The sequence below is a fragment of the Bradyrhizobium sp. CIAT3101 genome, from assembly GCF_029714945.1.
Classification (GTDB): domain Bacteria; phylum Pseudomonadota; class Alphaproteobacteria; order Rhizobiales; family Xanthobacteraceae; genus Bradyrhizobium.
Window position 1 is genome coordinate 2,150,072 of sequence record NZ_CP121634.1, and the last position, 11,711, is coordinate 2,161,782.

At 64.5% G+C, this 11,711-nt stretch carries 10 protein-coding genes; all 10 read left to right on the plus strand.

Annotated elements, in window-relative coordinates:
* The first annotated feature begins 47 nt into the window (after positions 1-47).
* The 10 genes from QA645_RS10050 (at position 48) to QA645_RS10095 (ending at position 11,688) form a co-directional block, all read left to right on the plus strand.
* Positions 48-953, plus strand: coding sequence for a flagellin (locus QA645_RS10050; protein ID WP_254133682.1), 906 nt, complete (start codon positions 48-50; stop codon positions 951-953).
* A 270-nt stretch (positions 954-1,223) separates the two neighbouring features.
* Entirely contained in the window at positions 1,224-2,132 is a 909-nt protein-coding gene (locus QA645_RS10055) for a flagellin (RefSeq protein WP_254133681.1), read from the plus strand.
* Between the two features lie 276 nt (positions 2,133-2,408).
* Positions 2,409-3,317 carry a flagellin gene (locus QA645_RS10060; protein ID WP_254133680.1) on the plus strand — a complete coding sequence of 303 codons (909 nt, stop codon included), beginning with the start codon at positions 2,409-2,411 and terminating at the stop codon, positions 3,315-3,317.
* 304 nt (positions 3,318-3,621) lie between these two features.
* Entirely contained in the window at positions 3,622-5,247 is a 1,626-nt protein-coding gene (gene fliF, locus QA645_RS10065; protein ID WP_254195130.1) for a flagellar basal-body MS-ring/collar protein FliF, read from the plus strand.
* Complete coding sequence (locus QA645_RS10070) at positions 5,244-5,951, plus strand: hypothetical protein (RefSeq protein WP_254195129.1); 708 nt, start codon at positions 5,244-5,246, stop codon at positions 5,949-5,951. Before fliF ends, QA645_RS10070 begins: the two co-directional genes overlap by 4 nt.
* A gap of 7 nt (positions 5,952-5,958) precedes the next feature.
* On the plus strand, positions 5,959-7,278 hold the full coding sequence (locus tag QA645_RS10075; protein WP_254195128.1) for a MotB family protein: 1,320 nt from the start codon (positions 5,959-5,961) through the stop codon (positions 7,276-7,278).
* Positions 7,275-8,459, plus strand: a complete 1,185-nt coding sequence (locus QA645_RS10080) for a chemotaxis protein (protein ID WP_283049926.1) — start codon at positions 7,275-7,277, stop codon at positions 8,457-8,459. The genes QA645_RS10075 and QA645_RS10080 overlap by 4 nt, the downstream gene beginning before the upstream one ends.
* Positions 8,456-9,805 (plus strand): flagellar hook-length control protein FliK, encoded by a 1,350-nt coding sequence (locus QA645_RS10085; protein WP_283049928.1) that lies wholly within the window; start codon positions 8,456-8,458, stop codon positions 9,803-9,805. The genes QA645_RS10080 and QA645_RS10085 overlap by 4 nt, the downstream gene beginning before the upstream one ends.
* Positions 9,756-10,340 carry a transglycosylase SLT domain-containing protein gene (locus QA645_RS10090; protein ID WP_283049929.1) on the plus strand — a complete coding sequence of 195 codons (585 nt, stop codon included), beginning with the start codon at positions 9,756-9,758 and terminating at the stop codon, positions 10,338-10,340. Before QA645_RS10085 ends, QA645_RS10090 begins: the two co-directional genes overlap by 50 nt.
* Positions 10,341-10,455: 115 nt before the next feature.
* Complete coding sequence (locus QA645_RS10095; protein ID WP_254195124.1) at positions 10,456-11,688, plus strand: flagellar hook protein FlgE; 1,233 nt, start codon at positions 10,456-10,458, stop codon at positions 11,686-11,688.
* Positions 11,689-11,711 lie beyond the last annotated feature (23 nt).

Consider the following 11,711-nt stretch of genomic DNA (forward strand, 5'->3'; position numbering starts at 1 on the left):
ATGTCCCCTCGTGAAAATGTAACGCGTACATCAAAGGGACATTCGCAATGTCAAGCCTGCTTACGAACTCGACCGCTATGACCGCCCTCCAGACCCTGCGGTCTGTGAGCTCCCAACTCGCCACCACGCAGACCCGCATCTCCACCGGCCAGCGCGTCTCGACCGCTTCGGACAACGCTGCCTACTGGTCGATCGCCACCTCGATGCGCGCCGATAACGCCGCGCTCTCCGCGGTCTCCGACTCGCTCGGTCTGTCGGCCGCGACCGTCGACACCGAATACACCGCTCTGACCTCGGTTGTCGGTGACAGCACCGGCGGCCTGACCAAGCTGCAGTCGCTGCTGGTCGAAGCCAAGACGGCCGGTATCGACCGCACGAAGATCCAGGCGGACGTCACCCAGATCCAGCAGCAGATGAAGGGTACCGCGGATGCGGCGACCTTCAACGGCGTGAACTGGCTGAGCGCGACCTCCTCCACGCCGGCAACGGTTGACCTGGTGTCGTCGTACTCCCGCGTCGGCGGCACGCCGACCACGGGCTCCATCGCGCTGACGACTGCCACCTATGCGCTCTATAGCACGTCCACCACCGGCATCCTCGATACGGTGAGCGGCGGTGCGTCGGTCAACACGATCGACATCTCCACGCTGACCGACGCGGCAACTGACCAAGCCACGCTCGATACCTACATCGCGAAGGTCACCGCTGCGATCAACTCGGTGGCCTCCGCCGCCGCCAACCTCGGTGCCGTCAAGAACCGTATCTCGACCAACACGGACTTCGTGAAGTCGCTGATGGACTCGGTTGATCGCGGTATCGGCCAGCTCGTCGACGCTGACATGAACCAGGAGTCCACCCGCTTGTCGGCTCTCCAGGTCCAGCAGCAGCTCGGCGTCCAGGCGCTCTCGATCGCCAACGGCAGCAGCCAGAGCATCCTCTCGCTGTTCCGCTAAGCCTGAAACCATCTGGGAGAGGGCCGCGCTTCTCGCGAAGCGCGGCCTTTTCGTTTGGCGTGACCTTCCGTGCGCGCTGAAATTTCGGCTGCCCTGTTGCAGCTACGACACAGAGCCACAAGCCCCACACAAGCTTCGAGCGTTACGGTCGCCGCTACGACAGGTTGGGCCTAACCGCTTTTCCGCAGCCCAAAGGCATGACGCCGCCCTGTCGTACCGGTGCAAGTCCGGTATGTCCCCAAACAACTCAATCTTCAAAGGGACATCAAAATGGGTTCAAGCCTTCTTACCAACTCCGCAGCAATGACGGCGCTGCAGACCCTCCGCAACGTCAGCTCCAACCTCCAGACCACCGAAAACCGCATCTCCACCGGTCAGCGCGTGGCCACGGCTTCGGACAACGCCGCCTACTGGTCGATCGCGACCTCGATGCGCGCCGACAACGCCGCACTCTCCGCCGTCTCCGACTCGCTCGGTCTGTCGGCCGCGACCGTCGACACCGAATATACCGCTCTGACCGCGGTTGTCGGCGACAGCACCGGCGGCCTGACCAAGCTGCAGGCGCTGCTGGTCGAAGCCAAGACCGCCGGTATCGACCGCACCAAGATCCAGGCCGACATCACCCAGATCCAGCAGCAGATGAAGGGCACTGCCGATGCGGCAACCTTCAACGGTGTGAACTGGCTCAGCGTGACGACGGCAACGCCGGCGACCTTCGACCTCGTGTCGTCGTTCTCCCGCGTTGGTGGCACGCCGACCATCGGCTCCATCACCCTGACGATCAACAAGTACTCGCTCTACAGCACGTCCACCACCGGCATCCTGGATACGGTGAGCGGCGGTGCGTCGGTCAACACGATCGACATCACCTCGCTGACCGACGCGGCGACCGACCAGGCCACGCTCAGCGCCTACATCACGCAGGTGACTGCTGCGATCAACTCGGTGGCTTCGGCCGCCGCGGACCTCGGCGCCGTCAAGAACCGCATCTCGACCAACACTGACTTCGTCAAGACCTTGATGGACTCGGTGAATCGCGGTGTCGGCCAGCTCGTCGATGCCGACATGAACGCGGAATCCACCCGCCTCCAGGCGCTGCAGACCCAGCAGCAGCTCGGCGTTCAGGCGCTCTCGATCGCCAACCAGAACAGCCAGAGCATCCTCTCGCTGTTCCGTTAAGCCTGAAAACCATCTGAGGGGGCCGCGCTTCGCGAGAAGCGCGGCCCCTTTCATTTTGGCGTGCGTCGTTCGTGCGTCAAAGGTGCGATTTCGCGCCTCGGATTGCGGTCCGGTCACAGAGCCACAAGCCTCGCGCAAACTTCGCGTGCTATCGCCGCCGTTACGACAGGTTGAGCGTGCTTTTTCGCAGCTCAAAGGCATGATGCCGTTCTGCCGTACCGGTGCAAGCCCGGTATGTCCCAAAAATTTCAAATCGTTTTCAAGGGGACGTCGAACATGAGTTCTAGCCTGCTCACCAACTCCGCGGCAATGACCGCGCTGCAGACGCTGCGCAACGTCAGCTCCAGCCTCCAGACCACTGAAAACCGGATCTCGACCGGTCAGCGCGTGGCCACCGCTTCGGACAACGCCGCCTATTGGTCGATCGCGACCTCGATGCGCGCCGACAACGCCGCGCTCTCCGCCGTCTCCGACTCGCTCGGTCTGTCGGCTGCGACTGTCGACACCGAATATACCGCTTTGACCGCGGTTGTCGGTGACAGCACCGGCGGCCTGACCAAGCTGCAGGCGTTGCTGGTCGAAGCCAAGACCGCCGGTATCGACCGCACCAAGATCCAGGCCGATATCACCCAGATCCAGCAACAGATGAAGGGCACCGCCGATGCGGCAACCTTCAACGGCGTGAACTGGCTGAGCGTGACAACGGCAACGCCCGCGACCTTCGACCTCGTGTCGTCGTTCTCCCGCGTCAGTGGCACGCCGACCATCGGCTCGATCACCTTGACGATCTCCAAATACTCGCTCTACAGCACGTCCACCACCGGCATCCTGGATACGGTGAGCGGCGGCGCGTCGATCGACACGATCGACATCACCTCGCTGACCGATGCGGCGACCGACCAGGCTACACTCAGCAGCTACATCACGGCGGTCACCACCGCGCTCAATTCAGTGGCTTCGGCCGCTGCCGACCTCGGTGCTGTCAAGAACCGCATCGCCACCAACACCGACTTCGTCAAGACCCTGATGGACTCGGTGACGCGCGGTGTCGGTCAGCTCGTCGACGCCGACATGAACGCGGAATCCACCCGCCTCCAGGCGCTCCAGACCCAGCAACAGCTCGGCGTTCAGGCGCTCTCGATCGCCAACCAGAACAGCCAGAGCATCCTCTCGCTGTTCAAGTAAGCTCGCGCTTCGAACACGACCGTGCTCCCACGGGAGCACGGTCCCCGCCGTGAGTGGCGGAAGTGACGGCACATGATGTGCCCGTAGTCGCCCCCCGACGCCCAGACCTGATGCCATAGGCTGCAGCCGATCACGCGGTCACGCGTTCGATCGTCCGTCCGTGCCATTGACCTGCCTGCGTCGCCCAAAGTTCTTGTAAAATTGCAACGCCTCGCCTGCGAAGCGACACATTCGCGTTTGCGCGCAACCTTCAGACAAGGTTGACAGCGGAGTGTCCTCACCGTTCGCATTGGTACGAGGTCATATGCTCAGTCGCGCGCAGCTACAGCAGCTGCTCAACAATCTGCTGGAACTTGGGCCGCGACGTCTGATGGCCTTGGGACTGATCGGCTTCGCCGTCCTCGTCACCGTGGTCGGGGGTGCTTATTATCTGAGCCGGCCGGAATTCGAATCCCTCTACACCGGCCTGACCCGTGAAGACGTGACGCGTATCGGCGCCGCGCTGCGCGAGCAGAACATTGCCTTCGATATCAACGCCGCCGGCGATACCGTCTCGGTGCGGCCGAGCCAGACCGCACAGGCGCGAATGCTGCTGGCGGAGAAGGGGCTGCCGACCAGCGCCAATGCCGGCTACGAGCTGTTCGACAAGATCGGGTCGCTTGGGCTGACCTCCTTCATGCAGGAGGTCACGAAGCTCCGCGCGCTCGAGGGTGAGATCGCGCGCACCGTTCAGCTGATGAAGGGCGTCAAGGCAGCGCGGGTGCACATCGTGATGCCGGTGCGCGGCTCGTTCCGTGCGACGCAGCAGCCGCCCTCCGCATCGGTTGTGCTGCGCACCGACGGTGCGATCGAGGCGCGCACGGCGCAGTCGATCCGCCACCTCGTCGCGGCCGCCATTCCCGGCATGACGCGCGACAAGGTCACCGTGCTCGACGCCGACGGCTCGATGCTGCTGGCCGAAGAGGACGAGGCCAGCGCCGCGCCGACCAAGATGGCGAGCCTGCAGAAGACCGTCGGCGGAATGGTGCAGGAAAACATCCGCAAGGCGCTGACGCCCTATCTCGGCCTGGACAATTTCGAGGTCAGCGTCGCGCCCCAGCTCTCCACCGACAAGCGCCAGATCAACGAGACGGTCTACGATCCCGAGACCCGGGCCGAGCGTTCGGTCCGCAATGTCCGCGAAAATGAAAAGTCGTCGAACGCGGATCGCTCGACGCCGACGACCGTCCAGCAGAACCTTCCGGACCAGCAGGTCAACGCCGGCGGCACCAAGAACTCCAGCGAGGACAAGACGCGCCGCGAGGACGTCACCAATTTCGAGGTCTCATCCAAGACCACGACGACGGTCAGCGATGGCTATTCGGTCAAGAAGCTCTTCATCGCCGTCCTGGTCAATCGCGCGCGGCTCGTCGCCGATCTCGGCGACAAGACCAACCAGGCCATCGTCGACAGCAAGCTCGCCGAGATCAGCCAGCTCGCAGCGACCGCAGGCGGACTGGACAAGGCGCGCGGCGACCAGATCCAGGTGACTGCGGTCGACTTCGTGGAAGGCTCGCGCGAACTCGCGCCGGTGCCGCCGATCAGCTTCGTCGAGATGATGAACAAGCAGCTCGGCAGCGTCATCAATGCGGTGACGATCCTGGCCGTCGCCTCGATGCTGGTCTGGTTCGGGCTTCGGCCCGCGGTCAACGGCATCCTGACCCATCGCGCCGCGCAGGAACAGACCGAGGCGGCCGAGGCCGCCGAGCTCGAGGCCGCCACGGCCCTCGCATTGGCAGACAGCCAGGATCCCGAGCTCAACCTCGTCGAGGACCTCGAAGGCAAGATGCAGCGAACGCCGCAGAAGCGGCTGGAGCAGATCGTTCGCCTCGATCAGATGCAGGCGGCAGCAATCCTTAAAGACTGGATGCGACGCGAGGAGGCGGCATGAACGCGGCAATCGGAAAACTCCTGACGCAATTCGATGCGAATGGCCGGGCCAAGTCGCCACCGCCACCGCCGCCGCCGAAGATCCAGGATGTCCTGACGAGAAAGGAGCTTCGGCGCGAGCCGCAAGCGCAGCCGCAGCCTCAAGCGCAGCGTCAGCCGCAGGCGCAGCCTCAACTTCAGCCGCCTCCGGCGCCCGCGCCGGAAGCCGCGCCGGTCAATCTGCTCGAAGACGCCTATCGACGCGGCCATACTGCGGGTCTTGCGGAAGGCGAAGCCAAGCTCGCCGAGGAGCGCGTTCGCAGCGCGATCCGGCTCGGCGAGGAGCGGGCCAAATGGTCCGACCAGCAGGCGGTCGCGATCGTCAACGGTTTTGACGCCGCCTGCCGCGAGATCGAGAGCAACATTGCGAGCTCGGTCGCGCGGATATTGCTGCCGTTCCTCGCCGATGCGGTCCGCGACAAGGCGATCGGATCCCTGGTCGAGCAGATCTCGGCGCTGACCTCGAATTCGCCGGTGCCGGCATTCCGCGTCACTGGACCGAGCGAGCTCATCGATCTCGTCAGGACGCAGCTCAATCTGGCCGGCCGCTCCGGCGTCGAATACCAGTCCGCCGACACCGTTGAGGTTCGCGTCCTCGCCGATCAGACCACGATCGAGACGCAGATCTCGACGTGGATGGATCGGCTGAAAGAGGCGCGCCGGTAGTTTCACCATGGAGGAGGTCAAGCACGAGCTCGTCATTATCCGCCGGCGGAGCGCTTTCGAGGACGAGAAGGCGCACGGCGGCGTTTGGAAGATCGCCTATGCGGACTTCATGACCGCGATGATGGCGTTCTTCCTGGTGATGTGGCTGCTCAATGCGCTCAACCAGGACCAGAAGCAGGTCGTTGCAAGCTACTTCAACCCGATCAAGCTCGCGGAAAACGCACCCGCGCCGAAGGGACTGAAGGACCTCACCAAGAAGGAGCCGACGACGTTCGAGGGACAGGATGGCAAGCGCCAGCCGTCCGGGCCGAACGAGGAGCGCCGCGGCGACTCGCCGACGGCCGAAAAGCCGCCGTTCTACGAAGAGAAGGTTCTGTTCCGCGATCCCTATGCAACGCTCGCCGAAATCGCGGCCAGCTCGAACCAGGCCTCGGGCCAGCGGCGCGCCGGTGCGACGACTTCCGCGGAAGAAGATGGCCTCAAGGGCGGCGACGCCTATCGCGATCCGTTCGATCCCGGCTATTGGAAGCTTGCGCCCGAGGCCGCGAAGGAAGCGGATCGGATCATGGAGGGCGAGCCGAAGCCGAATGCTTCCGCACGCGACAATTCGGCCGGCACAAATCAGGGCGAGCCGCGCCGTGGCAAAACCGATGACGCCGGTGGCAGCGTGGCCCCCGATGCGCAGGCGTCGACCGCGAGCCAGTCGCCGTTGTTGCCGCCGGGACCGGCGCCATCATCGTCTGTGCGTGACGCTAACGTTCAGCCGAACACGCAGGCCAACCTTCAGGCCAACGCCGCGCCGCAGGCACGTCTCACCGACGCTCCGAAGGAATCCGAGCCGCGTGACGCGGCCCAGACCCAGCAGCCGACCGTCAAGCAGCTTCAATCTGCGATCGCCGATGCCCTGTCGGATATCAAGGCCGGCGCCGGGCCGGTGGCCGAGGTCCGCCAGGTCGAGGAGGGGCTGCTGGTCAGCCTGACCGACGATGCGAGCTTCGGCATGTTCGCGGTCGGGTCGGCCGAGCCGCGGCCCGAGCTCGTTCGCGTCATCGACAAGATCGGACCTCTGATCGCGAAGCGCCGCGGCATGATCATCGTCCGCGGTCATACCGATAACCGGCCCTACAAGTCGGACAATTACGACAATTGGCGGCTGTCCACCGCGCGCGCGCAGATGGCTTACTACATGCTGGTTCGCTCCGGCATCGATGCGCAGCGGATCGAGCATGTCGAAGGCTATGCCGACCGCCGGCCAAAGCTTCCGAACGATCCCGCTGCCGCGCAAAACCGGCGTATCGAGATCCTGATCCGGGAGAAGCGCCCTTGACCAGGCCGCTGCTCCGCGCCGGGCTGCTGATCGTGCTGTCGCTCGCAGCGACACGCGCATCTGCCGAACCGACGGCTCCGTCCGGGGAGCCGTTTGAGCTCGTCCGCACGCTGCAGGCGGTGCAGGACGGCATCGCCAATGGCGACACCGCGGCGCATGCCAGCCACATCGCGCTGATCCGGCAGATCGGCGAAAAATTTCTCGCCGCCGACGCGAGCGTGTGGAGCAATCCGCAGAACGGCCAGGCGGTCGTGATCTATCTGCTCAGCGGCGGCGCCCCACAGATCGTCCGCAAGCTGCCGCGCGACAAGATCAATGTAGATTCGCGGTTGTTCGACGGCGCGCTCGCTTATGTCGAAGGTCGGCAGGACGAGGCGAAGGACCTGCTCAAGGACGTCAAGCCGCGCACGCTCTCGTCCGGCATGGGCGGGCAGGTCGCACTGGTTCAGGGCGCGCTGTTCGCGCGTTCCGAGGCATCGCTTGCGATCGAGCGTCTCGACGACGCGCGCCTGCTGCTGCCGGGCACGCTGGTCGAAGAAGCGGCGCTGCGACGCGAGATCCTGCTGGTCGGGCAGGCGGAGGATTTCGACAAGTTCGAGTTCCTGACGCTGGCCTATATCCGCCACTACCGCAACTCGGTCTATGCCGGCGACTTCTGGCAACGCTTCTCCACCGGGCTGACGCAATCGAGTCTTGCGCTGGATGATCGCCGCTTTGCGCGGGTCGCGGGGCTGCTGGAACAGATCGACCGCGCCAGCCGCCTCAAGCTCTATCTGGTAATCGCGCGCGGCGCGTTGGTTCGCGGCAAGCTCGTCGTGACCCGGCTCGCAGGCGAACGGGCGCTGACGCTCAGCGCCGATGCCACGCCCGATCGCGAGCGTGCACATTTCTACCGCGGCACGTCCCGCGCGCTCACTGACGAATATGATGGCGGCATTGCCGAGCTGAAAGCGCTCGATCGGGCGAAGTTGGCGGAGCGCGACGTCCTTCTTCTCAATGCAACCCTCCAGCTCGCGCTCGACGTCCGCAAGCCGATTGCGGGTCCGACCGCCGTCATGTCGGCCGACAAGCCGCCGCCCACGCCGGCCCGGATCGATCTGGCGTCGTCGAACGCAATGCTCGCGCGCGCACAGACGCAGCTCGGCGAACTGGAGCTTCTCACCAAGGATCGCCGTCCATGACCAAGCTTAGCGGAACGTCCGGACAGTTGTTCGCAGGCCTCGCCGAAAGTCTTACGCGAGGGGTGTCGCGCTCGGCGAAGGGTACTGCGACGACGGGGGCGAAAACGGCGGACGATTCATCGTTTCACGATCTGCTTCACACCGTCTCGAACATGGCCAAGCGGGCGCTGGACGATCAGGGGAGCGACGCCAGCGCAAAGGCCGCTACGGTACGCCCGCGCCTGGTTCAACTGACCGAGCCCGACACACCGAAGGACGAGCCGGTGCATGAGCGCACCGAAGAGCCCAAATCGTCGGCCAAGAAAGACCCGGTCGATCAAACGGCAAAGGCGGACGTTCCGAGCAGATTGAACCTTCCGACCATCGTGGGGCAGGAGCTCGCCGCCGCGCAGGCCGTGACGATGCAGACGCCGCAACCGTCGAACGACAAGAAGGACATCTCGGCCCGCGACGAACGACCCGCCACAGCGAAACGCGACGTTCAGGGCATCACCGACGCAAAGGCTGTGACGGCAGATGTCGCGCGATCCGCCGTCGCGCCGTCGACCGTTGCGCCGCGCTCCACGGCCGATGTCTCCGGGCCGCGCCCACAGCCGGCCGCGGTGCCCCTTCAGGCGATGCCGGATGACAGCGACGTTCAACCGAAAGCCATGCCCGCCACCACATCCGGGTTCGAAGCCGTCACGGCGAATGTCGAGCGCGCTGCAAAGTCCGCGGGCCGCGACGCGTTGCCCGAAACGACCAAGGTCACGGTGGTCCAGCAGGAGACGCATCTGCCTCCCGTGCAGCAGTTCAGCGCGAGCCAGCAGGTCGCGAACGCCGTGGTGTCGGACCTGAAGAGCTCGCCCGCGCCGACTGCGTCCGCCGCGGCCGATCTTGTCGGCGCGCAGAGCAATGCGCCGGATCAGCCGGTCAAGATCCTCACCGTCAATCTCGAGCCGCCGGATCTCGGCAATGTCACCGTGCGCCTTCGCCTCGTCGGCACCGAGGTGTCGGTTCAGCTCGCCGCCCAACGCAAGGACACCAGCACGATGCTGGATCAGCAGCGCGACCAGATTCGCGACCTGATGCAGTCGGCGGGCTACGTGGCTGACGTCGCACCCGTACAGCACGGCTCGCTCGATGGATTCCAGGCCGGATCCGGCCAGCCGCAGTCGCAGCCTCAGCTTGCGAGCCAGCAACAGCAATCATCCCAGTCGCAAGGCGCGTTCGGCGGCGCGGGCACTTCGTCCGGTCAGTCGGACGGCGGAGCCAGGCAAGCCCGGCAGGATCAGCAGCCCAACCAGGAGGCACGCCATGACCAGGACGTGGCGCCGCAGACTCGCCGCGGCCCTGTTTATCTGTAGCACCGGCGCTGCCGAGGCGGCGGCGACCGACACTGCGCGCCCCTGCGAGCGTGAGATGGCGCGCGCCTCGCAGCAGCACGGAATTCCGCTCGGCATTCTCTATGCCGTCGGTCTCACCGAGACCGGCCGGCGCGGCGCGCTCTATCCCTACGCGCTCGGTGCGGAAGGGCAGACCGTGTTCGCCAAGGACATGGATGATGCAATGGCGAATTTCGAAGCGATGCGAGCCAGGGGCATCAAGCTGATCGATCTCGGCTGCATGCAGATCAACCACTATTTTCACGGCGACAAGTTCACGTCGGTGCGCGCGATGTTCGATCCGGCCAGGAACGTCGACTACGCCGCGCGCTTCCTCAAGGAGCTGAAGCAACGCGAGGGAAGCTGGACCATGGCGGTCGCCCGCTACAACGCCGGCCCCAACAATCAACCGGCGCAGAAGCGTTACGTCTGCCACATCGTCGCGCATCTCGTCTCCAGCGGCTTCGGTGCGTGGACCGACAGGGCGCGCTCGTTCTGCCAACCCAAGACAACGTGAGCCAACGAAGTAAAACGACGATGCGTCGCATGAAGTTGTGCATCGCCGCCAATCATCAGCCCCGCGCAAGCAAGATCACCCATTGTAACGACAATCTGTCAAAGGAGCCCACTACATGAGCCTGTATGGTGTTATGCGCACCGGCGTTTCCGGTATGAACGCGCAGTCCAACAAGCTGTCGACGGTCTCGGACAACATCGCGAACGTCAACACGGTCGGCTACAAGCGGGCTTCGACGGAATTCTCCTCGCTGATCCTGAAGAGCGGCTCCGGCAACTATGATTCCGGCGCGGTCGAGACCACCGTTCGCTACGCCATCACCGATCCCGGCAACCTCCAGTTCACGACCTCGACGACGGACCTTGCGGTCCAGGGCAACGGCTTCTTCGTCGTGCAGGACACCAACGGCAACAACTTCCTGACGCGCGCCGGCTCGTTCGTGCCCGACAGCTCGGGCAACCTGGTCAACACGGCCGGCTTCCAGCTGATGGGCTACAACATCCAGAATGGTGCTGCGCCCAACGTCGCCGCCAACGGCTTCGGTGGCCTGCAGGTCGTCAACGTCAACCAGATGGCGCTGCAGGCTTCGGCTTCGACCAAGGCAACCGTCGCGGCCAATCTGGATCCGAGTGCGACGAGCGGTGCAGGACCGGCGAGCCCCACCAACTACACCTCGAAGACGTCGATGGTGACCTATGACAATATCGGCAATCCCGTGACGCTCGACGTCTACATGAAGAATACCGGTGCGAACACATGGGATATCCAGACCTATAATGGATCGACGCTGCTTGCTCCGACGGGGTCCACCACGTTCACCTTTGACACGACGGCGACCGGCAAGGGAGCTCTGGCTGCAGCGAGCCCGAAAACGCTTTCGTATACCGTTACCAGCGGCGCCTCGACTTATCCCTTCACGATGGACCTCTCGGCCATGACCCAGGTCGCGTCGAGCTTCGACTTCAAGGCGACCGTCGACGGCAACGCGCCGTCCGCCGTCGACAAGGTCAATATCGACAGCAAGGGCGTGGTCACCGCAGTGCTCAAGAACGGCACCGAGCTGCCGAGCTTTCAGATCGCGCTCGCCACCGTGCCGAGCCCCGACCATCTGACGCCCGAGGTCGGCAACGTCTATTCGCCGAACCTGGACTCCGGAAACGTGCAGGTTGGCCTCGCCGGCCAGGGCGGTCTCGGAACCATCCAGTCCGGTGCGCTGGAAGATTCCAACGTCGATCTCGCGGACGAACTGACCTCGATGATCGAGGCGCAGCGCGGCTTCACCGCCAACTCGAAGTCGTTCCAGACCGGCGCTGATCTGCTCGACGTCGTCGTCAACCTGAAGCGCTGAATTCTTCAGCGCCCTTCCCGGGC

Coding starts and splice junctions, on each gene's coding strand:
- QA645_RS10095 (WP_254195124.1), top strand. CDS start 10,456: ATGAGCCTGTATGGTGTTATGCGCACCGGCGTTTCCGGTATGAACGCG.
- QA645_RS10075 (WP_254195128.1), top strand. CDS start 5,959: ATGGAGGAGGTCAAGCACGAGCTCGTCATTATCCGCCGGCGGAGCGCT.
- QA645_RS10085 (WP_283049928.1), top strand. CDS start 8,456: ATGACCAAGCTTAGCGGAACGTCCGGACAGTTGTTCGCAGGCCTCGCC.
- QA645_RS10060 (WP_254133680.1), top strand. CDS start 2,409: ATGAGTTCTAGCCTGCTCACCAACTCCGCGGCAATGACCGCGCTGCAG.
- QA645_RS10055 (WP_254133681.1), top strand. CDS start 1,224: ATGGGTTCAAGCCTTCTTACCAACTCCGCAGCAATGACGGCGCTGCAG.
- QA645_RS10070 (WP_254195129.1), top strand. CDS start 5,244: ATGAACGCGGCAATCGGAAAACTCCTGACGCAATTCGATGCGAATGGC.
- QA645_RS10090 (WP_283049929.1), top strand. CDS start 9,756: ATGACCAGGACGTGGCGCCGCAGACTCGCCGCGGCCCTGTTTATCTGT.
- QA645_RS10050 (WP_254133682.1), top strand. CDS start 48: ATGTCAAGCCTGCTTACGAACTCGACCGCTATGACCGCCCTCCAGACC.
- fliF (WP_254195130.1), top strand. CDS start 3,622: ATGCTCAGTCGCGCGCAGCTACAGCAGCTGCTCAACAATCTGCTGGAA.